We start from the raw sequence: 23,264 nt of genomic DNA on the forward strand, positions 1-23,264 counted from the left end.
GGCTGTACAGCGCTTCGGACAAGGCTTTCAGCGAAAACAGCCGCGATAGCATTAATATCAAAAATCAGTCGTTTAGCTGTTGACAGTAGGGCGGTGTAATTAGACAATGCCCGGCTTGCGTACCGGAGGGGTACTCAAGCGGTCAACGAGGGCAGACTGTAAATCTGCTGGCTATGCCTTCGAGGGTTCGAATCCTTCTCTCCCCACTAAAAGTAGTTTATGGTTGATGGTATATAGTTAATAGTAAAAGATTAAGAGAAAAGGAAATGATAAACTATTAACCATAAACTATAGACTATCGACTAGTTGCGCGGGTGTAGCACAATGGTAGTGTCGCAGCCTTCCAAGCTGTCTATGGCGGTTCGATCCCGCTCACCCGCTCTTATATAGATTGAGGATTCAATTTATTTGTGTAGTCATAATTAAAAACTTGACATATATTATTATTTTAGTATAATAAAACGCTTTTTTTGCTACTGTAGCTCAGTTGGCAGAGCGCATCCTTGGTAAGGATGAGGTCACCGGTTCGATCCCGGTCAGTAGCTCAGAAAAAAAACATAACAAGGAATTAAATTTTTTTTAAATAGGGGGGAGGAATAAGAAATGGCAAAAGAGAAATTCGAGAGAAAGAAACCGCATATAAATATAGGAACGATAGGTCACGTAGACCATGGCAAAACGACGCTAACATCAGCAATAACAAAAGTATTGTCAACTAAAGGTATGACAAGCAAAGAATTCTCGGTAGACGAAATAGACAAAGCGCCGGAAGAAAGAGAACGAGGATTAACAATAAACATATCCCACATGGAATACGAAACAGAAAAGCGCCATTATGCACATATAGATTGTCCGGGTCATGCTGATTACATCAAGAACATGATAACCGGCGCGGCACAGATGGACGGAGCAATACTGGTAGTATCAGCGGCAGACGGTCCAATGCCCCAGACACGAGAACACATACTACTTGCGCGCCAAGTAGGTGTACCCTCAATAGTAGTATTTCTAAACAAAACAGACCAAGTAACCGACCCTGAACTATTAGAACTGGTAGAACTGGAAGTAAGGGACCTGTTAAAGAAATACGAATTTCCGGGCGATGAAATACCGATAGTAAAAGGCAGCGCACTAAAATGCATACAAGCATCTGACGTAGCAGGAGAAGACTGCAAAAGCATATACGAACTATTAGACGCAGTCGACTCATACATACCAACTCCGAAACGCGAAACCGACAAGCCATTTTTAATGGCAATAGAAGACATATTTACAATAACCGGAAGAGGTACAGTAGTAACCGGCAGAATAGAGCGTGGCAAAATCAAGACAGGTGATGAAATCGACATAGTCGGCTTAAGTTTAGACATAAAAAAGACAGTGGCAACAGGCGTAGAAATGTTCAGAAAAATACTAGACTACGGCGAAGCCGGTGATAACGTAGGCATACTGTTAAGAGGCGTAGAAAAAGCTGACGTAGTAAGAGGTCAAGTTCTAGCCGCGCCTGGCAGTATAACCCCACACAACGAATTCAAAGGCCAAGCATACATTTTGACAAAAGAAGAAGGTGGTAGACATACACCGTTTTTTACAGGTTACAGACCACAATTCTATTTTAGAACAACAGATGTAACCGGCACAGCAGCACTACCCAAAGATGTAGAAATGGTAATGCCTGGCGACAACGTGATGATGGAAGTAAAATTGATAGCGCCTGTAGCGATGGAGAAGGGACTTAGATTTGCTATAAGAGAAGGCGGTCATACTGTAGGTGCAGGTGTTGTTAGTGAAGTGATTAAATAAGGAATTAGACTATGACGAAGAAAAAAGAGAAAAACACAAATCGGCAACGAATGAAAGTGAAACTCAAGGCGTACGATCATAGGATATTGGATGGATCAATTAAAGAGATTATCCGAACGGTCGAAAGGACCGGTGCTAGGATGGTAGGTCCAATTCCTTTGCCTACAAAAATAGAAAAATGGACTGTGCTAAGATCTCCTCATGTAGATAAGAGATCAATGGAATCTTTCGAAATTAGAATTCACAAAAGATTATTTGAGATTGTGGATCCCACAAGGAAAACTACAGACGCATTAATGAAACTGAATCTTCCTGCTGGAGTTCATGTGGAGATAAAAATATAAAAAAGCAGGTAAGCGTTAGAGGATAGCGCGCTATAGCAAAAAAAAGACTAATAGTTAGGTAACCAAGAACTTAATAAGGAAAAATGATAGGACTAATTGGTAAAAAAGTAGGAATGACCCAAATATTTAATGAGGAAGGGAAAGTAATCCCTGTTACTGTTATTGAAGCAGGTCCTTGCAAGGTTGTTCAAAAAAAGACAAAAGCAAAAGATGGGTATGATGCTATACAATTAGGTTTTGGAGAAGTAAAAGAAACTAGAGCAAGCAAACCTTATATTGGTCATTTTAAAAAAATAGGGTTAAACCCAATGGAAATATTGGAAGAAATAAGGATAGAAGATTTAAGTAAATTTAAAGAATGTGATGAAATTAAAGTGGACATATTCTCAAATTCCAAATTTGTAAATATCCAAGGGATGACCAAAGGTAAAGGTTTTATGGGTGTTATGAAAAGATGGGGATTTGCGGGAATGCCTGCTAGTCATGGAACGCATAAAAAACACAGACACCCTGGGTCTATTGGTCAGCATACAGATCCTGGTAGAGTATTTAAAGGTAAGAAAATGGGCGGAAAAACGGGAAACGAAAAGATTACCGTAAAAAAATTAGCAGTTGCAGGAATTGACTTGGAAAAGAATATTTTGTTGGTTAAAGGTTCTGTTCCCGGATCAAGAGGTTCTGCCTTATTTATTTTTTCGGATTTGAACGCACCCATTAATTTGCAAATAACTCAGCCGCAGGCGGAGAATAAGCCTGTAGCTGTAGAAAAATAGATTGACGAGAGGAAACAACAATGTCTGAAGTAGATGTTTATGATATGGAAGGTAAAATAGTCAAAAAGATAGAGTTGAAAGATTCTATTTTTAACTTCCAACCAAATCTTCAATTAGTGTCTGAAGTAGTGAATATGTATTTGGCTAATATAAAAATCCATACCGCATCTACTAAAACAAAAGGTGAGGTACGTGGTGGCGGGAAAAAACCTTGGAGGCAAAAAGGCACCGGCAGAGCAAGGACGGCTTCTCTTAGGTCTCCTCTATTTAGAGGCGGCGGCGTTACATTTGGTCCACGGCCTAAAAAAGTAGTATGCCATATTCCCAAAAAGAAGAGAAGTATTGCTTTAAAATCCACTCTTTCCTTAAAGTTGCGGGAAGGGAAGATAAAAGTTATTGAAGGCATAAATTTGGAAGAAGGGAAATCAAAAAATTTTAATGAAATCTTAAGCAAAATTCAAGTTGATAATGATAAAGGCAAAAAAATGATGGTGATTATAAATTCGCCGTCAGAAACCGTTATCAAAGCGACAAATAATTTAAAAAAAATAAGAATAAAGAATCCATTAATACTCAATGCTCTTGACGTAATGTCTTGTGATTGGTTAATATTAGAGCTTAATTCTTTGCCTTTATTGGAAAAGAGAGTTTAAAAAATGATAGCCGAATCAGTTAAAATTATAAGAGAACCAGTAATAACAGAACAGACAACAGCTAAGATGGAATCTTATAATAAATATTCTTTTAGAGTTGACCCCAGAGCTAACAAAAGTGCAATTAAGCGGGCAATTGAGCAAATGTTTAGTGTAAAGGTAGTAAAAATTAATACTAAAGTAAGAAAGTCGAAACCTCGTAAAGTCAGGTTAAGACAAGAAGGCAGAACACCGTTTTGGAAGGAAGCAATAGTTACTTTAAAGAAGGGACAATCAATAGATATATTGGGTTAAATATAAAAATAGTTGATAGTCTATAGTTTATAGCTATAAACTATTCGAACAAAGCGAGATACATATGGGATTAAAAACACATAAACCAGTTACTCCAGGTCAAAGGAATATGGTCAGTCAAACCTTTGAGGACTTGACGAAAAAGTCACCGGAGAAGAGCCTGACAAAGGGACATGTAAGAAGAGCAGGGAGGTCTCGCCAAGGCAGTATAACGGTTAGAAGAAAAGGCGGGGGATGTAAGCGTCGTTATAGAACAATAGATTTCAGCATGAAAAAAGAAGGAGTAAAAGGAAAAGTTTCAAGTATAGAATATGATCCTAATCGAACTGGTCGTATTGCATTAATAAAATATATAGATGGCGATAAGAGATATATAATAGCTTCTGCGGGTTTGAAAGTTGGCGATGAAATATCAAATGGGGAAAATGCTAATTTAACGAGTGGTAGTTCTCTGCCGTTAAAGAATATTCCCGTTGGAACGCTTATATATAATATCCAATTGAATAAAGACAAGAGTGCTCAAATGGTAAGAGCCGCAGGAACATATGCGCAAATTTTAGCTAAGGAAGGTGATTTTGCTAATGTAAAATTGCCGTCGGGAGAAGTAAGAAAATTTAGAATAGATTGCAAAGCATGTATTGGGCAAGTAGGGAATATTGAACATTCTTCCATTAGGATAGGCAAAGCTGGTAGAAATCGACATTTGGGAAAAAGACCCCGAGTTAGAGGTGTTGCAATGAATCCGATAGACCATCCTCTTGGTGGTGGTGAGGGAAGAAGTTCCGGTGGAAGGCATCCTTCTACTCCTTGGGGGAAACTTGAAAAGAAGACGCGCAAAAAGAAGCTTTCAAATAAATATATAGTAAAAAGAAGGAAATAAAAAATGGGTAGATCAGTAAAAAAAGGTGCTTTTGTAGACTTGAAATTGGTTGCTAAAATAGAAAAAGCGAAGAGAGAGAACAGCAGAAAGCCAATTAAGACTTGGAGTAGGAGTTCTATGCTTACTCCTGACTTTGTAGGGTTGACTCTTTCTGTTCATAATGGTAAAACCTTCGTCAATCTTTATGTTACGGAAAATATGGTAGGTTATAAAGTTGGAGAGTTTGTTCATACCAGAACTTTTAGATCTCACGGTGCGCATACTGAAAAATCTGCGACGACAACATAATTATCCACCATTAATTTGATAATGATGTTTAAATTGAGAGGGAGTTTTTAGTGATTGGAAAAGCAGTGTTAAGTTTTGCTAAAATATCGCCCATAAAACTGAGGGAAGTTGTTTCTTTAATTAGAGGCAAAGAAGCGAATGAATCCTTGGTGGTATTACAATTTACAAATAAAAAAGGAGCGGGTATTTTAGGAAAAGTTTTAAAAAGCGCTATCGCTAACGTTTTACAAAAAGAAAGTTCTATAGATGAGGATTCTCTTATTGTAAAAGAAGTGAGGGTTGATGAAGGTTCAAGGGGGAAGAGAATAAGCTTTGCTGCGAGAGGTGGAGCTTCAGTTATCAAGAGAAGAACATCGCATGTAACGATAGTTGTAGAAGGTAAACCTAAAGTAAAAGAAAGCAATAAGAAAAAAGCAGTAAAAGATAAAGTAAAAGGTAAATAAATATGGGTCAAAAAGTTAATCCTAAAGGTTTTCGTGTTGGCGTCACAATAGATTGGGAGTCTAAATGGTATGCCGATAAAGATTATTCGAAATTGTTGCATGAAGATATAAAAATAAGAAGTTTGATAAAAGATAAATTAAGATTTGCAGGTGTTCCCAAAATTGAAATTGGCAGACTTCCCGAACAGGTTGTAATTGATGTGTTTACCGCAAAGCCGGGCATAGTAATTGGAAGAGGTGGAACGGAAGTAGATAAATTACGAGGTCAGATACAAGGATTGGTAAACAATAAAGAGGTTGTATTAAATGTCAAAGAAGTAAGAGGTGTTTCTTCAAACGCTCAATTGGTAGCTGAAAATATAGCTTTGCAATTAGAGAAGAGAATACCTCACAGAAGGGCAATGAAAAGAGCTATTAGTCAGGCGATGGACTCTGGCGCTAAAGGAATAAAAATTAAGTGCAAAGGTAGATTGGGTGGCAATGAGATAGCCAGAGACGAAGAGTATAAAGAAGGAAAAGTTCCGCTTCATACAATAAGAGCTATTATCGATTATGGTTTTATTGAGGCAAAGACAATGTTTGGAATTATAGGTGTTAAAGTATGGGTATATAAAGGGGAATTTTTAAGAGTTAAAGCCGACAAAGTAACTGAAAATAAAGTTTCCTCTGAAACGCAGGCTGTTGCTAATGTGCCTGTTACTGAGAAAAAAACTGCAAGCAGGCAAAAACCTAGCTTTCCAAAACAAAAAGTAAGTAAAAATAAAAACGTCAAAGAAAAAATAGACAAAGTTGGGGGAAAATAATCCATGCCTCTTATTCCTAAAAGAATCAAATATAGAAAAAGACATAAGGGCCGCATAAAAGGTAAGAGTTCAAGGGGTACCGTGTTGACGCATGGCGAATATGGAATTAAAGTTGTTGAAGTGGGTATAATCACTTCTAAACAAATGGAAGCTGCAAGGTTGGCTATAGCTCGAACTATTAAGAAGGGCGGCAAAATATTTTTTAAAATTTCAACGGATAAGCCGATTACAAAAAAACCATTGGAAACAAGAATGGGAAAAGGAAAAGGAGAAGTTGCAATGTGGGTTGCTCCGATTCAACCTGGCAGAATAATACTGGAAATTGAAGGAATTTCTGAAGATATTGCAATGAAAGCTTTAAAAGTTGCTTGTGATAAGTTGCCATTTCAGACTAAAATAGTTTCTCGTCACAAACTTGGAGTTTCACAATGAAGAAGGTAGAATTTGAACAATATTCTAACGAAGAATTACTCTCGAAGAGAAATTCTTTCTATATAGAGCTTTTTAATTTAAGAACTCAACTTATTACAGGGCAATTAGGGAATATGAAAAAGGTAAAAGAAAGAAAAAAAGATATTGCTCGTATATATACAATACTAAAAGAAAGACAATTAAAAAATGAGAAAACAAAGACAAGGTAGGGTTATATCTGATAAGATGCAGTCCACAGTTATTGTGGAAACGGTTAGTTTAGTGTCTCATCCTATGTATAAAAAGACGCTAAAGAGAAAAAGTAAATTTGTAGCTCATAATTCTGAAAATAAGGCAAAATTAGGCAACATAGTCAGAATAGTGGAAACAAAACCTTTATCAAAAACCAAACGATGGAAAGTAGCCGAAATTATAAAGGCCGATAGGTCCACATTAGGAACTGTTCTTAAGAAAAAGACTTCTAAACGCAAGAAATCAAAGAAGAAAGGTGCAAAATGATTGGTTTAGCCTCTAGATTAGACGTTGCAGACAATACCGGAGCAAAAAGAGTTTATTGTTTTCAGGTATTAAGTGGTAAAAAGAAATTTGCTACTGTTGGCGATATTATAACAGCGTCGGTAAAAGAAATAGGTGTTGGCGGTAGTATTAAGAAAGGCGAAGTTGTGAGAGCTGTTGTTGTAAGAGTAAAAAAAGAAATAAAACGAAATGACGGGACATATATAAGATTTGACAGAAATTCGGTAGTGTTGATTGATAAAACTAATAACCCAATAGGGACACGTATTTTTGGTCCTGTTCCTAGAGAATTGAGAGAGAAAAATTTTACAAAAATAGTATCTCTTGCTCCCGAAGTGGTATAAATAAAAGAGAAAAATATGAGTATTTCTATTAAAAAAGGTGATACTGTTCTTGTGATATCCGGCAAAGATAAAGGTAAGACTGCCAAGGTTAAGGTGGTGTTGTCTAAAAAAAATAGAGTAGTTTTAGAACGTATAAATATTGCTAAAAAACATACTAAACCTTCGCGAAAAAACGCTCAAGGAGGAGTTGTAGAGTTAGAGAAGTCAATTAACTGTTCTAATGTAATGATTTATTGCCAGAGATGCACAAAAGGCGTAAGAATCGGCGTAAAAGTGTTAAAAGACGGTGCTAAAAGCCGTTTCTGTAAAAAGTGTGGTGAAATAATAGAAAAAGGATAGCTTTGTCTTTTTATCCAAAGGCATGGAGTTAAATAGAAATGACAGAAGAAAAATATGTTCCCAGGTTAAAAGATAAGTATAAAGGAGAAGTTGTCCCATATATGATGGAGAAGTTTAAATATGCTAATTTATTGCAGGTTCCCAAAATAAAGGCGATAGTCATAAATATGGGGGTCGGGGAAGCCAAAGATGACAAGAAATTCTTAGACGAAGCGTTAAAACTTCTTTCAATAATAAGTGGGCAGAAACCGGTTGTTACCGTAGCTAAAATATCAGTTTCGGGTTTTAAACTAAGACAAGGAAAACCTATAGGGTGCAAAGTTACTTTAAGGAAAAATAATATGTATGAATTTTTAGATAGGCTTATTTCTTTTGTCCTGCCTCGTATAAGAGATTTTAGAGGTGTTAATCCCAACTCTTTTGATGGAAGAGGGAACTATTCTATGGGAATGCAAGAGCAACAAGTTTTTCCAGAAATAGCTCATGAACAAATTCCTCATGTTATGGGAATGGATATTTGTTTTGTGACTACGGCAAAAACAAATGAAGAAGGATATGCGTTATTGGAATCTTTTGGAATGCCGTTTAGAAAAGATTAAAAATTAAAATAATATGGCAAGAAAAGCGTTAATAGAAAAGACAAAAAATAAGAATAAATTTAAGGTTCGTTCTTATAATCGTTGTCAATTATGTGGAAGACCCAGAGCTTTTATAAGAAAATTTGGTCTTTGCAGGATATGTTTCCGAAATTTAGCTCACAAGGGGCAAGTTCCTGGAGTGACTAAATCTAGTTGGTAAACAACGGACTATATTAATTATTACCTTAATTTTTTAATATGTGTTAAGGAGAAAATATGAGTATTACTGATCCAATAGCAGATTTTGTGGTTGCTTTAAAAAATGCTTCTTTGTCACGCAGAGCTGAAATAGTTATTGCTTTTTCTAACATGAAGATGGGTATTTTAGAAGTGCTTAAGAAAGAAGGATTCATAGAGGATTACGCTAGCAAAAAAGAAGGCAAAAAAAGCAATATAACAATCAAATTAAAATATTTTGGCAGTGAGTCAGCTATCAGAGATGCAAAAAGAGTAAGCAAAATAAGCAAAAAAGTTTATGTCGGAAAAGACACTATGCCTTTAAGAGAGGGAAACAGAATATGGGTTGTGTCAACATCTAAAGGAATAATGACGTCAGATGAATGCAAAACAAAAGGCATTGGTGGAGAAATCTTGTGTTACGTAGAATAGGAGAATGAATAATGTCACGAATTGGTAAAATGCCAGTTGCTATACCTAATAATGTTAAAGTCGAGATTAATCAAAACATTGTTTCGGTTGAAGGTCCAAAGGGCAAATTGTCTGAAAAGTTTTCTTCCCTAATGGATATTACAAGGGACAAGGAAGAAATTATTGTCAAACGTTCTTCGGATGAAAAATTCAATCGCGCTCTTCATGGAACTACGCGAGCTCTAATTGCTAATATGATAAAAGGGGTTTCTGATGGGTTCCAAAAAGAACTGGAGATAATAGGGGTTGGTTATTCTGCCAAGATGGAAGGCAAGAAATTAGTTATGAAACTCGGCTTTTCTCATCTGGTTGAGTATATGCCGTCGGATATAGTTAAATTGGAAGTGAAAAAAGCAAAAAATTTTGAAGTGATTGTAAGTAGTCCAAACAAGCAGGAAGTAGGTCAGGCGGCCTGCGAAATTCGTAAGTTTTGTCCACCTAATGCTTATAAAGGTAAGGGAATAAGATATAAAGGGGAATACATAAAATTGAAACCAGGTAAGACAGCGGCAACAGGGGCGGCTGGCGCAGGATAAAAACACAGAAAACAGACGACAGAGAACAGAAAAAACGACTGACATCTGTCTTCTGGCATCTGATAATATTATGAGTAGAGAACTTAAAGAAAAACGTATAAAGAGAGAAAGAAGACATAGGAAAACAAGGGCAAAAATACACGGGACTTCCCTATGTCCTCGAATATGTGTTTTTAGAAGCAATAAGAATATATATGTTAATATGATAGACGATGAGAACAATAAGGTCATGATGACTTTCTCTTCTCTTTCTAAAGAGAGTAAAGAGGGGAAAATTAATGGCTCTAATGTTAAGGCTGCTGTTTTTGTCGGAGAATTAGCTGGTAAAAAAGCCATAGAAAAAGGCATTAAAAAAGGCATTTTTGACAGGAGCGGATATCGATATCATGGAAGAGTAAAAGCTGTGGCTGAAGGTTTAAAGAAAGCCGGGATATAAATAGAACAAGCGAGGAATTATGGAACATACTAAAGGAAAATTTAGATCAAGAAGTGAACAGGTAGGGTTCAAAGAGAAAGTCGTATATATAAACCGTGTAGGTAAAGTAGCTAAAGGCGGAAGGAAAATAGCTTTCAGCGCAGTTGTGGTGGTGGGGGATGGTAATGGCAAGGTGGGGTGTGGTTTAGGCAAGGCACCCGAAGTAGCGGAAGCCATAAGAAAAGGGATTAAAATAGCTACAAAAAATATGGTCGAGATTCCCATGAAAGACAATACAATACCTGCTTCGGTTGTAGGGGAATTTATTGCCTCAAGAGTAGTTCTTAGACCTGCTTTCAAAGGAACCGGTATCATTGCCGGAGCACCTGCTAGAGCAGTTTTGGAACTTGCCGGCATTAAAGATATTCTTACCAAGTCCTTGGGTTCCAATAATCCTCTCAATGTAATAAAAGCGACTTTAAACGGACTGCAAAAGATAAAAGAAGATATAGAACGTTATCAGATGAGGATTGAAAATAAATGAAATTACATAATTTATTACCTCCTTATGGTGAAAAACATAAAGTAAAAAGATTGGGCAGAGGAAATTCTTCCGGAAGCGGTAATTACAGCGGAAAAGGGATGAAGGGACAAGGCTCTCGTAAGGGGCGTGGCACTTATCTTGGTTTTGAAGGCGGTCAAATGCCTTTATACAGAAGACTGCCTAAAAGAGGTTTTACTCCTTTAAACAAAGAAAGATATCAGGAAGTTAATCTTTGTTCTCTTAATAGTTTGAAAGACGAGAAAGAGATAACGCCGGAAATTTTACGAAAAAAAGGTCTTATCAAAAAAGTAAACGAAAAAATAAAAATTCTTGGAAAAGGGACGCTTGAACTAACACTTGTCGTAAAAGCCCACAAATTCAGTCGCAAAGCAAAAGAAGAAATAGTTAAAAAAGGCGGCAAAGCTATAGAGATAGTATCCTATACATCCAAACCCAAGATAGATAAAGAAGAAGTGGAAAGAAACAAAGTAACGGTAAAAGAATCTTTAGCAGAAAAAGAGCAAAAGACAAAAGGTAAAGAAAAAACAGAGATAGAGCCGAAAATTATAAAAAGGAAGAAATCTTTAAAAAGTGAAGATAAGGCAAAAACAAAAGGGAAGAAGAAGGACAAATAGAACCTTTTCATCTGTATCCTTAACATAAAAACTAAAAAATGGCTGTAAATCTTGGTGGATTAAGAGATATTTTTAAGATTCCGGAATTATCAAGACGGATATTTGCGACTTTAGGTTTTCTTGCTCTTTATAGAATGGGAATACATGTCCCTACTCCTGGAATAAATAGCGCATCTTTAGCAGATTTTTTTGAGAAAATGAAGGGAACTCTTTTTGGAATGTGGGATCTATTTGCCGGCGGGGCTTTGAGCCAAGCTTCAGTATTTGCTTTGGGTATAATGCCCTATATCACCGCTTCCATTATCATTCAGATGTTGGTTCCGGTTGTTCCCTATCTGGAAAAAATTTCAAAAGAAGAAGGCGAAGAAGGAAGAAGAAAAATAGTGCAGTTTACTCGCTACGGTACTATTCTGATTGCGTTAGTACAGTCTTTGGGGATTGCAAAAGTGCTCGAGATGCCGGGCAATTTTGGAGGAATTGTTATGGTTGATTCTCCAGGATGGGCGTTTAGGATAATGACCATCATAACAATGACTGCGGGAACTACTTTTATAATGTGGATTGGGGAACAAATTTCCGAAAAGGGTATAGGTAATGGTATTTCTTTAATAATTTTCGCGGGTATATTAGCGCGTTCTCCAAGCGATGTCCTTAAGACTCTCACACTTGTAAAAAACAAGCAAATGGGTATTCCTTTATTGATTTTCGTTGTAATCTTTGCGGTAGCAATAGTTGCAGGGATAGTATTAATAACTCAAGCTCAAAGACGAATTCCTGTTCAATACGCAAAAAGAGTTATAGGTAGAAAAATATATGGAGGGCAATCCACTTATGTTCCTTTAAGAGTAAATCAGGCAGGAGTTATTCCCATAATATTTGCGGTTTCCATAATGCAGTTCCCTGAAACTATAAGCACATTTTTTCTTCGCGGTACTGAATCTAAATTTACAGAAATTTTATCTCTTTTCTCATTAAGAAATCCTTTAGGAATGTTTGTTTATGCGCTTTTAATAATTTTCTTTACATATTTTTATACTGCTATGACTTTTAATCCTAATGATATGGCTGATAATATAAAAAAACAGGGCGGATTTGTTCCGGGGATAAAGCCCGGTAGAACTACGGCTGATTATTTTGAACGGATAATGTCAAGAATTGCGCTTCCTGGAGGATTGTTTCTTGCAGCGATAGCGTTGCTTCCGATGATTCTTGAACGCAAACTTAGTCTCCCTTTTTATTTTGGAGGAACGTCGTTACTCATTGTTGTAGGTGTTGCACTGGATACAATGGGACAATTGGAATCACATTTATTGATGCGCCAATACAGTGGATTTATTCAAAAAGGCAAGATGAAGAGTAGATATTAAATAAACAATTTAAAATTCAAAACGCAAAGTTTTAAAGGACTATAGAAATTTTTGATTTTTAATATGCAATTTTACTATTTGATATTTAATGTTTGATTTAAAGATATGAAGATATTAATAATGGGGCCTCCGGGCGCAGGAAAAGGTACGATAGCCGAAATGTTGCAGGAAGATTTTGATATTGTTCATCTTTCAAGCGGAGATGTTTTAAGAAATGCGATAAAAGCAAATAATCCGCTTGGGATAGAGGCTAAATCGTTTATGGAAAAAGGCGTGCTTGTTCCGGATGAAATAATCATAGAATTAATGAAAGAAAAAATTAATGCGGATGCTTTTGTATTGGATGGCTTTCCGAGAAATTTAGTGCAGGTCAAAAAACTAGAGGATGCAGGCATAAAAATAGATATAGTGCTGAATTTACGGGTAAATGAGGAAACTGTAATTTCTCGTATTTCAGGTAGGCGTATTTGCGCTCAATGTGGCAAGATTTATCATCTTAAAAATATGCCTTCCCAAAAAGAGGGCATATGCGATGTTTGTAATGGGAAACTTTACCAAAGAGAAGATGATAAACCTCAGACGATAAAAGAGCGACTTAATACTTATAGGGAGCAGACTGAAGAATTGGTAAAATATTATGACGAAAAAAATATACTAGAAAATATAGATGCTGGTGGAAATAAAGAAGCCACTTATGATAGAATAACAGGTTTAGAATGGCTAAAAAAGAGAAAATACAAGTTAAAGGCAGGATTGTAGAATCTTTGCCTAATGCATACTTCAGAGTAGAGCTTGAGAATGGACATAAGATTTTGGCCCATATTTCTGGAAAAATGAGAGTGCATTTTATACGAATTTTGACGGGAGACGAAGTTACAGTTGAACTTTCTCCTTATGATTTAACAAGAGGCAGAATAACATATAGGCACAGTAGATAATTTATACTGATATAAAATGATCAGATTGACGAACGAAGTGAGGAGAGGTTCATGAAAGTAAGAGTTTCAGTTAAAAAAATATGCGGGAAATGTAAACTTATAAGAAGAAGAGGACGTCTTCATATAATTTGTTCTAATCCTGCGCATAAACAAAGGCAGAAATAACCATGGCAAGAATTATGGGTGTTGAAATACCGGATGGAAAAAAAAGCAAAATATCGCTCAGGTATATTTATGGAATAGGGCCTGCTAGGGCTATGTTTATATTAAGTTCTACAGGCATAGATCCCGACAAAAAAATAAAAGAACTAAGTGGAGAGGAATTAAGTAAAATAGCCGCAGCAATTCAATCTAACTTTAAGGTTGAAGGGGCATTGAAACAGGAAATCACAGATAACATAAGAGAACTTTCAAGCATAGGAACGTATAGAGGATATAGACATAAAGTGGGATTACCTGTTCGCGGACAAAGAACATCTTGCAATGCACGCACAAGAAAAGGCCCAAAGAAGACTGTTGGTGTTTTAAGGAAAAAAGTGAGAGAAAGAATGTCAGGATCAGATAAAAAGGGATAACTAAAAAGGTAAAACTATGGCAGATCCAAAACCAGAAAAAGAGAAGAAAGAAAAATTGACCGAAAAGCAGAAAAAAACTGAAGAGAAAAAAAAGGTTGAGGCAAATCAAAAAGTTGAACAAGCCAAAGATCCTAAAGTTGTTGCTGAAGAAAAACCGGTTGACGAAGGTAAAATAGTCGAAGAGATTAAAACGACTATTAGCAAGGGCAAGAAAAAAAGAAAGAATTTAAAGATTTCCAAAGGCGTTGTTCATATAAAATCGACTTTCAACAACACACTGGTAACAATTGCTGATTCGCAAGGGAATACTATTGTTTCTTCTTCTTCCGGGGCAGTCGGATTTAAAGGCACAAAAAAATCTACCCCTTTTGCGGCTTCACGTGCCGCAGATATTGCGGGCAAAAAAGCTTTGACATTTGGCATGAAAGAAGTAAGTGTTTATATTAAAGGACCTGGGGCAGGAAGAGAAGCGGCTATAAGGTCTTTGGAATCTGCAGGGCTTACGATAACACTTATAAGAGATGTAACCCCTATCCCGCATAATGGATGCAGACCGCCTAAGAGGAGAAGAGTGTAAAATGAGATACAGTGGACCTAGTTGTAAATTATGCAAGAAGGCAGAAGAAAAGTTATTTTTAAAAGGATCCAAATGCAATACAGCTACATGTATTATTGCACGCAAAGCAGAAAAATCCTATAAAAAAAGTAGAACCAGAAGAACTACTTCCCGAAGAAGAAGGACTAAACTGTCGGATTATGGAATCAGGCTTGCGGAAAAACAGAAACTAAGAAGAATTTACGGTCTTTCGGAAAAAAGTTTTAGAATAATTTTTGATGTCGCTTCCAAGAAAAAAGGTAATACTGGTGAAGTATTCTTGACCCTTTTGGAAAGACGGCTTGATAATGTTATTTTTAAAATGGGTTTTGCAAATTCAAGAGCGCATGCAAGGCAGCTTGTAGGTCATAAATTTTTCATTGTTGGCAAAAGGAAGGTTAACATTCCTTCATATCTTGTAAAAGAGGGAGAAGTAATTAAATTAGATTCTGCCAAACAAGAAAAATTAAAGAAGACTATATCAACTGAAGCAGAGATGGGAGTTCCTCTATGGCTTTCCTCCGATAGAAAAAAATTAGAAGGCAAGGTATTAAGGGATCCCAAACGAGAAGAAATTTCTGTTCCTGTGGAGGAGAATTTGATTGTCGAATTTTATTCTCGTTAATCTATTATTTCATTGATCAAAAGATTTTTATAACGGTTTAAAAAGGGGATAGAAAGCTATGGAAGAAAATAACAAGATTAAGTTTCTAATTATGCCGGAAAAATTAGAATGGGAAACATTGACCGAATCGTATGGAAAAGTTTTCGTATATTCTCTTGAAAGAGGATTTGCTACAACGCTGGGTAATTCTTTAAGGCGAATGCTTCTGTTTTGTATTCCGGGTGCAGCTATAACTTCTGTCAACATAGAAGGTGTCAAACACGAATTTTCAAGCATACCGGGTGTTTTAGAAGATGTCCCCCAACTTATTGCTAACCTTAAACAGACAATAATAAAAATTCATGATGAAGAAGGCGGTAAAAAAGAACTTTTACTTGATGTTCAAGGCGAAGGAGAAGTAAGAGCCGGAGATGTAAAGACTGACAAAGATGTGGAAATACTCAATCCACATCTTCATATTGCTACATTGAGTAAAGGCAAAAGTTTAAAGATAAGTATTCAAGTTGAAAGAGGTAAGAGTTACATACAAGCTAAAAAAATGCCTGTTGATGCAGATGTGCCGAAAGGAACTATAGCTGTCGATGCGCTGTTTTCTCCTGTCCAAAAAGTAGATTTTAAAGTGGAAAACACGCGTGTAGGAGATAGAATAGACTATGAAAAACTAGCCTTGGAAATCAGGACAAACGGAACGATAACTCCAGATAAAGCATTAGAGTATGCAACGGAAGTTTTGATTAAGCACTACGAATTCATTTTGAATGTTTTAGAGAAAAAAGATGTCAAAGAAGAGATAGAAGAAGAAATTCTAAAAGAAACTAAAAAAGAAGATAAAAAAGGATTGTTATCTAGAAATCTTTCTGAGTTTGATCTCTCAGTTCGTTCAATGAATTGTTTGAAAGTTGGGAACCTAAAGACTTTGAACGATTTAGTGAAAAGAAATGAAGAAGAATTGATGCAGATTAAGAATTTTGGCAAAAAATCTCTTGACGAATTGGGTGATTTGGTTGCTAAACTTGGGCTTTCGTTTAAACAAACAAAAGAAAAATAACACTAATCACAAAAAATGAGACATATTAATAAAAAAAGAAAACTTGGGATGAAGGCGTCTCGAAGAAAATCTGTTTTAAAAAATTTATTCACCTCGCTTCTTGCTTACGGTGAAGTAAAAACGACAGAAATAAGAGGCAAAGAATTAGTGAGAGTTGGCAATAGTCTTATAGAAAAAGCGAAAAAGAGTGATTTAGCTTCCCGCAGAAAAGTTTCATCGCATATTACCAAAGACACGGTTTCCATAAACTTTTTTCAAGAAATCTTGCCAAAATTGGCTAATCGTACAGGCGGGTATCTTAGATTGTTTAGAGTGGGTATTCGAAAAGGTGATGGAGCTAAAGTAGTAATGGTGCAGCTGATTACAGACGACAGAAAACAGACGACAGAAGACAGACGATAAGAAGACAGAAAATAAACGACAAGAAAAATCTGTAGTCTGATTTCTGACCTCTGACTTTTTATATCTTGAAGATGAGCATCAAAGTTATAAATGACAAATGCACAGGCTGTAGATTGTGTCTTAGTGTCTGCCCCGTTAATGCAATCGAAATCAAAGATAAACCTGCCCGCCATTACTACGAAGGCGGGCAAGCCCGCCAGAGTAGTAGTGGCGGGAAAGCTGTAATCCTTCCAAACTGCACATTTTGCGGTGTCTGCGTAGACGCATGTAAATTTAACGCTATCGTTATTACAAAAGAAGAAAAAAAAGCAAAAGAAGGATATAAAGGCGTTTGGGTGTTTGCCGAAAGAAAAGGCGATGCGCTTCATGGTGTAGGTATAGAACTCTTATCCTGCGGCAGAGATATAGCAAACAAATTAGGTGTTGAGTTGGTATCAGTTCTTGCTGGCGATCATTCCCAAGACGATGCTCAAAAACTTATTTATTATGGTGCAGATAAAGTTTTTATAATAAAAGATTCAAAATTAAATACAGCCGAAATAGGATTTTTAACTAAAGCATTCTCCGATTTGGCAGAAAGAGAAAAACCTGAAGTTATCCTTTTTGGAGCAACCTCGTTAGGTAGGTCATTAGCTCCTCGCATTGCAGGACGTCTCAATACGGGACTTACAGCCGATTGCACAGAACTTGATGTAGATATTGATAAAAAACTCTTGCTCCAAACACGCCCGGCTTTCGGCGGAAACATAATGGCTACGATCATAACTCCCGCAATGAGACCGCAGATGGCTACAGTTCGTCCAAAAGTAATGAAGAAACCCGAATTGGACAAAACAAGAAAAGGCGAAATAATAACGATAACCCCCTTGCTTGATGCAAAAGACCAACTTACAAAAATACTGCAAACCATAAGAGAAGAAAAAGATGTAGTTGATTTACAGGAGGCAGATATAATTGTTTCTGGCGGAAGAGGAATAGGTAAAAAAGAAAACTTTGTTCTTATACAAGAACTTGCAAAGATTTTAGGCGGCGCAGTTGGCGCATCAAGAGCAACTGTTGACGCGGGATGGATTCCTTCTTATCATCAAGTCGGACAAACGGGCAAAACTGTTCAATCCAAACTCTATATTGCTTGCGGCATTTCAGGCGCTATTCAACACCAAGTAGGCATGCGTTCATCAGATATAATAATAGCAATCAACAAAGACCCCGAAGCTCCCATCTTTGACATTGCAACCTATGGTATAGTCGGTGATCTCTTCGAAATAATTCCTGCTTTAATAAAACAACTCAAGAAACGATAGGTAAAGCTCTAAGTTTAAGTGTTAAGCATGAAGAGAAAACTGACGACTAAAGATTATAAACCATAAACTAAAATGTCATTCACTTTTGAATTCAGTATCTTGCCGAAAGTTAACCACGCAATTATAGAAATAGAAAGAGTAAGGGGTTTTCTAGACGCAGTTAAGGCAAAAAAAAATCAGCTGTTAGATATGCAAAATGAAGTTCTTATGCTTGAATCTCATTACTCTACACATATTGAGGGAACGGAGCTGACTTTAGACGAGTCAAAAGATATATTAGAAGATATACCCGTTAAAGATGTAAATTCTGGAGACAAACAAGAACTACTCAACTATAGAGAAGCTTTAATCCTTATTCGCAAACACATAAACACAGATGCCCCTATTACAGAACAACTAATCAGAGAACTTCATAGAATAAGTGTAAAAGATATAAGGAATAACCAAGCCGAGCCGGGGAATTATCGTAAAGTCCAGAATTATGTGGTGAACCTAAAAACACAGGAAATTATCTATACTCCGCCGCCTTCTTCGGAAGTACCACAATTAATGAAAGAATTCGTAATGTGGCTTAATAAAAAGAGAGAGTTTCTATCGCCTGTTTTTATTGCAGGCATAGCCCAAATCCAGCTTGTTAACATTCACCCTTTTATTGATGGCAATGGCAGAACAGCTCGACTGCTTGCCACCCTAATCCTTTACAAAAAAGGATATGATTTTAAACAGCTTTTTAGTATATCGGAATATTATGACAAAGATAGACCCGCCTACTATGAAGCTATTCGTTCTGTCAGCCAAAACGATATGGATTTGACCTTATGGCTTGAATATTTTGTAAAAGGATTGCAATTTCAAATATCTAAAATTAGAGAAAAAGCCGAAAATATTATCCAATTGGAATTATTAATAGAGCAACTAAATTCTTGCAAACTCAACGACTGTCAAGAAAAAATTATCGGCTATATTTTCCTAAAAGGAAGTATTGACAACGAAAAATGTCAAAAACTGTGTCGCTTAACGAAGACAAATTCTATTCGCAATCTAACTTATCTGGTTAAAGAAAATTTAATAGAAACGAAAGATCACGAAAATATATCTTCCTGTCTTTTTTCTAATTTAGTGCTTGGAATAGTAAAAAATATAAAGAAACACAGGTGAGAATTTTTTAAAAATCTTAATTGTTTGATTTAAATGAAGTTATCGTAATAACTCTGCCATCATCCATTATCTTTTGAATCTTTTTCTTAAGCTCTTTCTTTATAAATGCTCTGGTAACAGGGATGAGGGCTAAGAAGCCGACAGCATCAGTTAACAATCCTGGGGTAAGTAGTAGCATCCCTCCGCAAAGTATTATTACTCCGTCAATTATCTCTTCGCCGGGCATTATGCCGCTATTTACTTCTGTTTCTATTTTCTTGAGTGTTTTAAAACCTTGTTCTCTTGCAAGGAATGCGCCCAGCACTCCTGTTACTATTACAATTATCAGAGTATAAATAACACCGATATGCTTGCCGATTTCTATTAATAGAGCAAGTTCTATAATCGGGATTAATGTAAAAAGCAGAATTAAATATCCTAACATTTGCCGTCTCCTCCTTTTAAGTCTTTTTATTATACTAAATAACGATAACAAGCGCGATATATAAAAGGCGAGATATTCCTGACAAGAAGTTCAAAAGCAGGTATAATCATAAAAATGTCCGTTACGGTTAAGATAGATAAAATAATCCGTTCAAGACGCAAAACTTTGGGTTTGGAAATTTCCGGCGACGCTTCTTTAATTGTTCGCTCGCCATATGGCGTTTCTTTGAATGATATCAGGAAAATTATATTTGAAAAAAAGGATTGGATCACATCCAAGCAAAAGATTGCAAGAGAAAGACGTCTTCAAACATTCCCCCGAAAATTTTCAGAAAGAGAAGAATTTTTATATTTAGGTAAAAGTTATCCTCTTATTATTTTGGAAACTGCAGCAAATCCGCTTTCTTTTGATAAAGAATTTCGGCTGATAAGGAAGCATCTTTCATCGGCGCAGAGGTTGTTTATAGATTGGTATAAGAAACAGGCGTATTTGAAAATAAAGGAAAGGTTGGATTTTTATTCTGAATTGTTGGGATATAAATATAGCAAGTTCGCATTATCTAACGCTAAGCGACGATGGGGGTCCTGTAACGGCGAGGGTAATATCCATATTAACTGGAGATTGGTTATGGCTCCGCATCACATTATAGATTATGTGGTTGTCCACGAATTATTCCACTTAAAAGAAAAGAATCATTCCAAAAAGTTTTGGGACAAGGTGAAGACAATCCATGGCGATTACAAACGGAAAAGGAAATGGTTAAAAGAAAACGGGCATTTACTGATTATTGAGGGATAGGATATTTTGAGAGTAAACAATCTTTGCCATTAGAAATCCTATTCTTTTATAGGTAAAATATGTATTGATAATTTCTAATTTAAGGAGCAAAGAATGAAAACATTAATTGTTATCCTATGTATAGTAATTGCAGCTGTTCTGATAATGGATCTTTTAACCGGTAGAAGGGAAGAAGCTGCTAGAGTTGCTGTTGAATCTTTACTTGAGGCTATAAAAAAAAAGGATACAGACCGAGTTATACAATACTTAGATTATGAGAAAGTAGTTGCTGAGTTGGATATGTGGGCAAGTATAGGAGGTGCTGATTTTACTCTTGAGGACATGAAAGCTCAGCTGAAGGCAAACGCAAACTTGAGGAAAAGAGATTTTGATTACGAAGTTCTTAATGCTGAAGGTAGATATGATGGTACAGTCAAGGTTACGGTTAAACTAAAAGAAGACACTGTGGTAGAAAGTGTATTTATAATGAAGGAGAAAGATGGGCAATGGAAATGCGACCTGATGGCTACTGGTAAAGAGAATGCAAAAATGGAGGAAAATTGAGAAGAGCGAATGCTATTTATAAAAAAAGGAGGGATGAGATATGGGATGGTTATTGATAATTATCAAGGTGCTGGGTGTGATTATGGCTGTTGTTGGAATGCTGTTAAGTTCAATACCGCAGAAGGTGATGAAGTTTTTACCTTTCTTTAAAATAACTAAGAGAATTCGTATTGTAGGAATTATAAGATTGGCAATTGCCGTTATTTTTTTACTGGCAGCTTCACAATGCAGATGGTCTGTTGTTGTGGCGGTGTTAGGTATTATTACTCTTATAAGCGGTGTTCTTGCTCTTACGCTTAAGGTGAAGCATATAAAGACGTTTATTGACTGGATTGAAGGCAGGAATGAGATGTTTATTCGTATTATGGGCGGAGTTGTTGTGCTGATTGGATTGCTGATTATTTTTGCCGCGTAATAAAAACAAACAAAAAATACGCGTAGAGTTTTGTTAAGACAAGAATCTGATGTATGGCAAATAAAAAAGCAAGAGACCTTTTTGAAAAACTTAAGAAAGAAACATTTTCGCGTAAAAGTCCTCACGAGATATCTCTTGGGATAGGGTTTGGCGCTTTTTTGGGAGTGTTGCCGTTACAAGGATTTAAAACCGCGATTGTGGTGTTAATAGGAAGTTTTTATAAGAAGGTCAACATCATAGCGGTATTCGCCGCAAGTACCGTATTTTCTTTTATCCCCGTAGTTCCTTTTGTGTATTTTTTTGATTATTGGGTGGGGGCTAAAATTTTAAGGATACCGGTGGTTTTTACGATGGAATTTTTTAAACATTTCAATATTAAAATGCTGAGCAGCGCTGTAGGAGTTTTGTTTTTGGGTGGGGCAGTTGTTGGGATAACATTTGGAATCCTTTCTTATTTTTTATCGTTTATCATTATCCGCTCACGGGTATTAACCCATAAATGAACCCCCGTTAAAAAACATTTTTCTAATGGAGTGAATGCAACAAGAGGCTTTAGTAGATATTGCATTGAATTTATTGGCAGATAAACGATAATCCCTTCAGGGTGAGTATAATAAACAGAGTAGGTGAGGCAGTTTTAAATTGCATATAAAACGAACTTTAAAAAAAATTGTTTCAGGTGGACAAACAGGTGTCGACAGAGCCGCACTTGATGTCGCTTTGAAGTGCAAGATTGTCTGCGGCGGATGGTGTCCTAAGGGGCGTATTGCAGAAGATGGAATTATACCCAAACGTTATCCTTTAAAAGAAACGGAATCTTCAAGTTATGAGGTTAGAACTGAAAGGAATGTTTGTGATTCCGACGGAACACTTGTTTTGAATTCGGGGAAACTTACAGGCGGAACGGCTCTTACAGTTGAATACGCTGAAAAACATAAAAAACCTTATCTTATTGTAGATTTGACCCCGAACCACGTTGGGTACGGGGTTCAACAGAAATACAAAGAAGATGTGAAAGGCGTGGTTGCTTTTGGTAATAAACTTATTGTCCATGATTGGATTTTTAAAAACCATATTAATATTTTAAATATAGCAGGTCCAAGAGAAAGTAAATTACCGGGAATATATAAAATTGCGAAAAAGTTTCTATTGTCATTGCGAGGGAGTGAAAACGACCGAAGCAATCTCAAGAAATGAGATTACCGTACCCTCGTAATATTCGGACTCGCAATGACATACTAAGCACTATTTCCAAATAACTTTCACTTTTAATTGCTTTCTTCCCCAGTTTAATGCCTGTTGATGTTTCGGGAAGAATACATCGATGTGGTTTCCCTTAATAGCACCGCCTACATCGTGAACAACGCCCCACCCATACCCCGGAACATACATGTGAGTTCCAAAAGGATAAATTGAAGTATCTGCGGCAATCGTTCCTTTTCTTGCTTTTGTTCCGTCAGCTGTTATCCCTACTTTTTTTACTTTTCCTTTTAAGGGCCCACTAGTGTAAATGGGTATCCCAAAAAATCCTCTCTTATAGCCGCAACATTTACCGCAGGGACAATATGCGGTAACTGTCATTGCGATTGTAGCTTGTCTGCTTCCCTTTATTGGAGGACGCGATCCTGAAACGCAACCGCCTAATAAAAGAAGCGATAGTAATAATGTAAAAGATAATATTTTTTTCATAATGTTCTTAAACTGTGAGCGAGTAGGAATTTCCAATTCCAAAACAAATTACTGA

At 36.4% G+C, this 23,264-nt stretch carries 39 protein-coding genes and 3 tRNA genes; 40 read left to right on the top strand and 2 right to left on the bottom strand.

Annotation, left to right across the window (positions count from 1 at the left end):
- Positions 1-127: 127 nt before the first annotated feature.
- The 35 genes from KAS42_02790 to KAS42_02960 all read left to right on the top strand — a co-directional run bounded on the left by KAS42_02790 (position 128) and on the right by KAS42_02960 (position 19,340).
- Positions 128-206, top strand: a tRNA-Tyr gene (locus KAS42_02790).
- Positions 207-310: 104 nt separating this feature from the next.
- A tRNA-Gly gene (locus KAS42_02795) sits at positions 311-381 on the top strand.
- Between the two features lie 91 nt (positions 382-472).
- Positions 473-545, top strand: a tRNA-Thr gene (locus KAS42_02800).
- 58 nt (positions 546-603) lie between these two features.
- Positions 604-1,803 carry an elongation factor Tu gene (gene tuf / locus KAS42_02805; GenBank protein MCK4905158.1) on the top strand — a complete coding sequence of 400 codons (1,200 nt, stop codon included), beginning with the start codon at positions 604-606 and terminating at the stop codon, positions 1,801-1,803.
- An 11-nt stretch (positions 1,804-1,814) separates the two neighbouring features.
- A complete protein-coding gene (gene rpsJ, locus KAS42_02810; GenBank protein MCK4905159.1) occupies positions 1,815-2,147 on the top strand; it encodes a 30S ribosomal protein S10 in 333 nt (110 codons plus the stop codon).
- An 83-nt stretch (positions 2,148-2,230) separates the two neighbouring features.
- Positions 2,231-2,920, top strand: coding sequence for a 50S ribosomal protein L3 (gene rplC, locus KAS42_02815; protein MCK4905160.1), 690 nt, complete (start codon positions 2,231-2,233; stop codon positions 2,918-2,920).
- Between the two features lie 20 nt (positions 2,921-2,940).
- Positions 2,941-3,573 carry a 50S ribosomal protein L4 gene (rplD, locus tag KAS42_02820; GenBank protein MCK4905161.1) on the top strand — a complete coding sequence of 211 codons (633 nt, stop codon included), beginning with the start codon at positions 2,941-2,943 and terminating at the stop codon, positions 3,571-3,573.
- 3 nt (positions 3,574-3,576) lie between these two features.
- Positions 3,577-3,867: a 50S ribosomal protein L23 gene (gene rplW, locus KAS42_02825; GenBank protein ID MCK4905162.1), complete on the top strand. Its 291-nt coding sequence runs from the start codon at positions 3,577-3,579 to the stop codon at positions 3,865-3,867.
- 64 nt (positions 3,868-3,931) lie between these two features.
- On the top strand, positions 3,932-4,747 hold the full coding sequence (rplB, locus tag KAS42_02830; protein ID MCK4905163.1) for a 50S ribosomal protein L2: 816 nt from the start codon (positions 3,932-3,934) through the stop codon (positions 4,745-4,747).
- Between the two features lie 3 nt (positions 4,748-4,750).
- A complete protein-coding gene (gene rpsS, locus KAS42_02835; protein MCK4905164.1) occupies positions 4,751-5,035 on the top strand; it encodes a 30S ribosomal protein S19 in 285 nt (94 codons plus the stop codon).
- A gap of 50 nt (positions 5,036-5,085) precedes the next feature.
- Positions 5,086-5,478, top strand: coding sequence for a 50S ribosomal protein L22 (gene rplV / locus KAS42_02840; protein MCK4905165.1), 393 nt, complete (start codon positions 5,086-5,088; stop codon positions 5,476-5,478).
- A 2-nt stretch (positions 5,479-5,480) separates the two neighbouring features.
- Positions 5,481-6,281, top strand: a complete 801-nt coding sequence (rpsC, locus tag KAS42_02845) for a 30S ribosomal protein S3 (protein ID MCK4905166.1) — start codon at positions 5,481-5,483, stop codon at positions 6,279-6,281.
- 3 nt (positions 6,282-6,284) lie between these two features.
- Positions 6,285-6,713, top strand: a complete 429-nt coding sequence (rplP, locus tag KAS42_02850; protein ID MCK4905167.1) for a 50S ribosomal protein L16 — start codon at positions 6,285-6,287, stop codon at positions 6,711-6,713.
- Complete coding sequence (rpmC, locus tag KAS42_02855; protein MCK4905168.1) at positions 6,710-6,922, top strand: 50S ribosomal protein L29; 213 nt, start codon at positions 6,710-6,712, stop codon at positions 6,920-6,922. Before rplP ends, rpmC begins: the two co-directional genes overlap by 4 nt.
- The gene (rpsQ, locus tag KAS42_02860; protein MCK4905169.1) at positions 6,900-7,211 is read left to right on the top strand and encodes a 30S ribosomal protein S17; all 312 of its coding nucleotides are present in this window, start codon (positions 6,900-6,902) and stop codon (positions 7,209-7,211) included. Before rpmC ends, rpsQ begins: the two co-directional genes overlap by 23 nt.
- The gene (rplN, locus tag KAS42_02865) at positions 7,208-7,573 is read left to right on the top strand and encodes a 50S ribosomal protein L14 (GenBank protein ID MCK4905170.1); all 366 of its coding nucleotides are present in this window, start codon (positions 7,208-7,210) and stop codon (positions 7,571-7,573) included. Before rpsQ ends, rplN begins: the two co-directional genes overlap by 4 nt.
- 15 nt (positions 7,574-7,588) lie before the next feature.
- Positions 7,589-7,912, top strand: a complete 324-nt coding sequence (gene rplX / locus KAS42_02870; GenBank protein ID MCK4905171.1) for a 50S ribosomal protein L24 — start codon at positions 7,589-7,591, stop codon at positions 7,910-7,912.
- 38 nt (positions 7,913-7,950) lie between these two features.
- Complete coding sequence (gene rplE / locus KAS42_02875; protein MCK4905172.1) at positions 7,951-8,511, top strand: 50S ribosomal protein L5; 561 nt, start codon at positions 7,951-7,953, stop codon at positions 8,509-8,511.
- A gap of 13 nt (positions 8,512-8,524) precedes the next feature.
- A complete protein-coding gene (locus KAS42_02880; GenBank protein MCK4905173.1) occupies positions 8,525-8,710 on the top strand; it encodes a type Z 30S ribosomal protein S14 in 186 nt (61 codons plus the stop codon).
- Positions 8,711-8,766: 56 nt separating this feature from the next.
- Positions 8,767-9,159 carry a 30S ribosomal protein S8 gene (rpsH, locus tag KAS42_02885; GenBank protein MCK4905174.1) on the top strand — a complete coding sequence of 131 codons (393 nt, stop codon included), beginning with the start codon at positions 8,767-8,769 and terminating at the stop codon, positions 9,157-9,159.
- Between the two features lie 11 nt (positions 9,160-9,170).
- Positions 9,171-9,734, top strand: coding sequence for a 50S ribosomal protein L6 (rplF, locus tag KAS42_02890; protein MCK4905175.1), 564 nt, complete (start codon positions 9,171-9,173; stop codon positions 9,732-9,734).
- Between the two features lie 70 nt (positions 9,735-9,804).
- The gene (locus tag KAS42_02895; GenBank protein ID MCK4905176.1) at positions 9,805-10,170 is read left to right on the top strand and encodes a 50S ribosomal protein L18; all 366 of its coding nucleotides are present in this window, start codon (positions 9,805-9,807) and stop codon (positions 10,168-10,170) included.
- A gap of 19 nt (positions 10,171-10,189) precedes the next feature.
- On the top strand, positions 10,190-10,693 hold the full coding sequence (gene rpsE, locus KAS42_02900) for a 30S ribosomal protein S5 (protein MCK4905177.1): 504 nt from the start codon (positions 10,190-10,192) through the stop codon (positions 10,691-10,693).
- Entirely contained in the window at positions 10,690-11,328 is a 639-nt protein-coding gene (rplO, locus tag KAS42_02905; GenBank protein MCK4905178.1) for a 50S ribosomal protein L15, read from the top strand. Before rpsE ends, rplO begins: the two co-directional genes overlap by 4 nt.
- A 38-nt stretch (positions 11,329-11,366) precedes the next feature.
- Entirely contained in the window at positions 11,367-12,695 is a 1,329-nt protein-coding gene (gene secY, locus KAS42_02910; protein MCK4905179.1) for a preprotein translocase subunit SecY, read from the top strand.
- 105 nt (positions 12,696-12,800) lie between these two features.
- On the top strand, positions 12,801-13,454 hold the full coding sequence (locus tag KAS42_02915) for an adenylate kinase (protein MCK4905180.1): 654 nt from the start codon (positions 12,801-12,803) through the stop codon (positions 13,452-13,454).
- Complete coding sequence (gene infA, locus KAS42_02920) at positions 13,412-13,633, top strand: translation initiation factor IF-1 (GenBank protein ID MCK4905181.1); 222 nt, start codon at positions 13,412-13,414, stop codon at positions 13,631-13,633. The genes KAS42_02915 and infA overlap by 43 nt, the downstream gene beginning before the upstream one ends.
- Before the next feature lie 51 nt (positions 13,634-13,684).
- Complete coding sequence (gene rpmJ / locus KAS42_02925; protein MCK4905182.1) at positions 13,685-13,798, top strand: 50S ribosomal protein L36; 114 nt, start codon at positions 13,685-13,687, stop codon at positions 13,796-13,798.
- 2 nt (positions 13,799-13,800) lie between these two features.
- The gene (rpsM, locus tag KAS42_02930; GenBank protein MCK4905183.1) at positions 13,801-14,208 is read left to right on the top strand and encodes a 30S ribosomal protein S13; all 408 of its coding nucleotides are present in this window, start codon (positions 13,801-13,803) and stop codon (positions 14,206-14,208) included.
- A 16-nt stretch (positions 14,209-14,224) separates the two neighbouring features.
- The gene (gene rpsK / locus KAS42_02935) at positions 14,225-14,785 is read left to right on the top strand and encodes a 30S ribosomal protein S11 (protein ID MCK4905184.1); all 561 of its coding nucleotides are present in this window, start codon (positions 14,225-14,227) and stop codon (positions 14,783-14,785) included.
- Position 14,786: 1 nt separating this feature from the next.
- Positions 14,787-15,428, top strand: a complete 642-nt coding sequence (gene rpsD, locus KAS42_02940) for a 30S ribosomal protein S4 (GenBank protein ID MCK4905185.1) — start codon at positions 14,787-14,789, stop codon at positions 15,426-15,428.
- A gap of 58 nt (positions 15,429-15,486) precedes the next feature.
- Positions 15,487-16,476 carry a DNA-directed RNA polymerase subunit alpha gene (locus tag KAS42_02945; GenBank protein ID MCK4905186.1) on the top strand — a complete coding sequence of 330 codons (990 nt, stop codon included), beginning with the start codon at positions 15,487-15,489 and terminating at the stop codon, positions 16,474-16,476.
- Between the two features lie 15 nt (positions 16,477-16,491).
- The gene (rplQ, locus tag KAS42_02950) at positions 16,492-16,878 is read left to right on the top strand and encodes a 50S ribosomal protein L17 (protein MCK4905187.1); all 387 of its coding nucleotides are present in this window, start codon (positions 16,492-16,494) and stop codon (positions 16,876-16,878) included.
- A gap of 71 nt (positions 16,879-16,949) precedes the next feature.
- Positions 16,950-18,182 carry an electron transfer flavoprotein subunit alpha gene (locus KAS42_02955; protein ID MCK4905188.1) on the top strand — a complete coding sequence of 411 codons (1,233 nt, stop codon included), beginning with the start codon at positions 16,950-16,952 and terminating at the stop codon, positions 18,180-18,182.
- A gap of 72 nt (positions 18,183-18,254) precedes the next feature.
- Positions 18,255-19,340 (top strand): Fic family protein, encoded by a 1,086-nt coding sequence (locus tag KAS42_02960; GenBank protein MCK4905189.1) that lies wholly within the window; start codon positions 18,255-18,257, stop codon positions 19,338-19,340.
- A gap of 16 nt (positions 19,341-19,356) precedes the next feature.
- Here the strand turns inward: KAS42_02960 and KAS42_02965 are convergent, their stop codons facing one another.
- Entirely contained in the window at positions 19,357-19,764 is a 408-nt protein-coding gene (locus KAS42_02965) for an FxsA family protein (protein ID MCK4905190.1), read from the bottom strand.
- A 114-nt stretch (positions 19,765-19,878) separates the two neighbouring features.
- Here KAS42_02965 and KAS42_02970 point away from each other — a divergent pair, with 114 nt between their 5' ends.
- From KAS42_02970 to KAS42_02990, 5 genes are all read left to right on the top strand, one after another.
- Positions 19,879-20,562, top strand: a complete 684-nt coding sequence (locus tag KAS42_02970) for a M48 family metallopeptidase (protein MCK4905191.1) — start codon at positions 19,879-19,881, stop codon at positions 20,560-20,562.
- A 93-nt stretch (positions 20,563-20,655) separates the two neighbouring features.
- On the top strand, positions 20,656-21,105 hold the full coding sequence (locus tag KAS42_02975; protein MCK4905192.1) for a hypothetical protein: 450 nt from the start codon (positions 20,656-20,658) through the stop codon (positions 21,103-21,105).
- A gap of 40 nt (positions 21,106-21,145) precedes the next feature.
- Entirely contained in the window at positions 21,146-21,520 is a 375-nt protein-coding gene (locus KAS42_02980) for a hypothetical protein (GenBank protein MCK4905193.1), read from the top strand.
- Positions 21,521-21,573: 53 nt separating this feature from the next.
- The gene (locus KAS42_02985) at positions 21,574-22,023 is read left to right on the top strand and encodes a DUF2062 domain-containing protein (protein MCK4905194.1); all 450 of its coding nucleotides are present in this window, start codon (positions 21,574-21,576) and stop codon (positions 22,021-22,023) included.
- 145 nt (positions 22,024-22,168) lie between these two features.
- Positions 22,169-22,717 carry a putative molybdenum carrier protein gene (locus KAS42_02990; GenBank protein MCK4905195.1) on the top strand — a complete coding sequence of 183 codons (549 nt, stop codon included), beginning with the start codon at positions 22,169-22,171 and terminating at the stop codon, positions 22,715-22,717.
- Between the two features lie 48 nt (positions 22,718-22,765).
- Here the strand turns inward: KAS42_02990 and KAS42_02995 are convergent, their stop codons facing one another.
- Positions 22,766-23,101 (bottom strand): 3D domain-containing protein, encoded by a 336-nt coding sequence (locus KAS42_02995; protein ID MCK4905196.1) that lies wholly within the window; start codon positions 23,099-23,101, stop codon positions 22,766-22,768.
- Positions 23,102-23,264: the final 163 nt, after the last annotated feature.

The organism is bacterium, assembly GCA_023135785.1.
Classification (GTDB): Bacteria; CAIJMQ01; CAIJMQ01; order CAIJMQ01; family CAIJMQ01; genus CAZNJA01.

What these genes read in the sequence shown, in the direction of transcription:
- rplB (MCK4905163.1), top strand. Translation starts at nt 3,932, where the DNA reads ATGGGATTAAAAACACATAAACCAGTTACTCCAGGTCAAAGGAATATG.
- rpsD (MCK4905185.1), top strand. Translation starts at nt 14,787, where the DNA reads ATGAGATACAGTGGACCTAGTTGTAAATTATGCAAGAAGGCAGAAGAA.
- rpsK (MCK4905184.1), top strand. Translation starts at nt 14,225, where the DNA reads ATGGCAGATCCAAAACCAGAAAAAGAGAAGAAAGAAAAATTGACCGAA.
- KAS42_02965 (MCK4905190.1), bottom strand. Translation starts at nt 19,764, where the DNA reads ATGTTAGGATATTTAATTCTGCTTTTTACATTAATCCCGATTATAGAA.
- rplC (MCK4905160.1), top strand. Translation starts at nt 2,231, where the DNA reads ATGATAGGACTAATTGGTAAAAAAGTAGGAATGACCCAAATATTTAAT.
- KAS42_02985 (MCK4905194.1), top strand. Translation starts at nt 21,574, where the DNA reads ATGGCAAATAAAAAAGCAAGAGACCTTTTTGAAAAACTTAAGAAAGAA.
- rpsQ (MCK4905169.1), top strand. Translation starts at nt 6,900, where the DNA reads ATGAGAAAACAAAGACAAGGTAGGGTTATATCTGATAAGATGCAGTCC.
- rplP (MCK4905167.1), top strand. Translation starts at nt 6,285, where the DNA reads ATGCCTCTTATTCCTAAAAGAATCAAATATAGAAAAAGACATAAGGGC.
- rpsJ (MCK4905159.1), top strand. Translation starts at nt 1,815, where the DNA reads ATGACGAAGAAAAAAGAGAAAAACACAAATCGGCAACGAATGAAAGTG.
- secY (MCK4905179.1), top strand. Translation starts at nt 11,367, where the DNA reads ATGGCTGTAAATCTTGGTGGATTAAGAGATATTTTTAAGATTCCGGAA.
- KAS42_02880 (MCK4905173.1), top strand. Translation starts at nt 8,525, where the DNA reads ATGGCAAGAAAAGCGTTAATAGAAAAGACAAAAAATAAGAATAAATTT.
- KAS42_02980 (MCK4905193.1), top strand. Translation starts at nt 21,146, where the DNA reads ATGGGATGGTTATTGATAATTATCAAGGTGCTGGGTGTGATTATGGCT.
- tuf (MCK4905158.1), top strand. Translation starts at nt 604, where the DNA reads ATGGCAAAAGAGAAATTCGAGAGAAAGAAACCGCATATAAATATAGGA.
- rplN (MCK4905170.1), top strand. Translation starts at nt 7,208, where the DNA reads ATGATTGGTTTAGCCTCTAGATTAGACGTTGCAGACAATACCGGAGCA.
- rpsE (MCK4905177.1), top strand. Translation starts at nt 10,190, where the DNA reads ATGGAACATACTAAAGGAAAATTTAGATCAAGAAGTGAACAGGTAGGG.
- rplW (MCK4905162.1), top strand. Translation starts at nt 3,577, where the DNA reads ATGATAGCCGAATCAGTTAAAATTATAAGAGAACCAGTAATAACAGAA.
- infA (MCK4905181.1), top strand. Translation starts at nt 13,412, where the DNA reads ATGGCTAAAAAAGAGAAAATACAAGTTAAAGGCAGGATTGTAGAATCT.
- KAS42_02975 (MCK4905192.1), top strand. Translation starts at nt 20,656, where the DNA reads ATGAAAACATTAATTGTTATCCTATGTATAGTAATTGCAGCTGTTCTG.
- KAS42_02955 (MCK4905188.1), top strand. Translation starts at nt 16,950, where the DNA reads ATGAGCATCAAAGTTATAAATGACAAATGCACAGGCTGTAGATTGTGT.
- rpsC (MCK4905166.1), top strand. Translation starts at nt 5,481, where the DNA reads ATGGGTCAAAAAGTTAATCCTAAAGGTTTTCGTGTTGGCGTCACAATA.
- rpmC (MCK4905168.1), top strand. Translation starts at nt 6,710, where the DNA reads ATGAAGAAGGTAGAATTTGAACAATATTCTAACGAAGAATTACTCTCG.
- KAS42_02895 (MCK4905176.1), top strand. Translation starts at nt 9,805, where the DNA reads ATGAGTAGAGAACTTAAAGAAAAACGTATAAAGAGAGAAAGAAGACAT.
- rpsS (MCK4905164.1), top strand. Translation starts at nt 4,751, where the DNA reads ATGGGTAGATCAGTAAAAAAAGGTGCTTTTGTAGACTTGAAATTGGTT.
- KAS42_02995 (MCK4905196.1), bottom strand. Translation starts at nt 23,101, where the DNA reads ATGACAGTTACCGCATATTGTCCCTGCGGTAAATGTTGCGGCTATAAG.
- rplX (MCK4905171.1), top strand. Translation starts at nt 7,589, where the DNA reads ATGAGTATTTCTATTAAAAAAGGTGATACTGTTCTTGTGATATCCGGC.
- KAS42_02915 (MCK4905180.1), top strand. Translation starts at nt 12,801, where the DNA reads ATGAAGATATTAATAATGGGGCCTCCGGGCGCAGGAAAAGGTACGATA.
- rplD (MCK4905161.1), top strand. Translation starts at nt 2,941, where the DNA reads ATGTCTGAAGTAGATGTTTATGATATGGAAGGTAAAATAGTCAAAAAG.
- rplF (MCK4905175.1), top strand. Translation starts at nt 9,171, where the DNA reads ATGTCACGAATTGGTAAAATGCCAGTTGCTATACCTAATAATGTTAAA.
- rplO (MCK4905178.1), top strand. Translation starts at nt 10,690, where the DNA reads ATGAAATTACATAATTTATTACCTCCTTATGGTGAAAAACATAAAGTA.
- rpmJ (MCK4905182.1), top strand. Translation starts at nt 13,685, where the DNA reads ATGAAAGTAAGAGTTTCAGTTAAAAAAATATGCGGGAAATGTAAACTT.
- KAS42_02960 (MCK4905189.1), top strand. Translation starts at nt 18,255, where the DNA reads ATGTCATTCACTTTTGAATTCAGTATCTTGCCGAAAGTTAACCACGCA.
- rpsH (MCK4905174.1), top strand. Translation starts at nt 8,767, where the DNA reads ATGAGTATTACTGATCCAATAGCAGATTTTGTGGTTGCTTTAAAAAAT.
- rpsM (MCK4905183.1), top strand. Translation starts at nt 13,801, where the DNA reads ATGGCAAGAATTATGGGTGTTGAAATACCGGATGGAAAAAAAAGCAAA.
- KAS42_02945 (MCK4905186.1), top strand. Translation starts at nt 15,487, where the DNA reads ATGGAAGAAAATAACAAGATTAAGTTTCTAATTATGCCGGAAAAATTA.
- KAS42_02970 (MCK4905191.1), top strand. Translation starts at nt 19,879, where the DNA reads ATGTCCGTTACGGTTAAGATAGATAAAATAATCCGTTCAAGACGCAAA.
- rplQ (MCK4905187.1), top strand. Translation starts at nt 16,492, where the DNA reads ATGAGACATATTAATAAAAAAAGAAAACTTGGGATGAAGGCGTCTCGA.
- rplE (MCK4905172.1), top strand. Translation starts at nt 7,951, where the DNA reads ATGACAGAAGAAAAATATGTTCCCAGGTTAAAAGATAAGTATAAAGGA.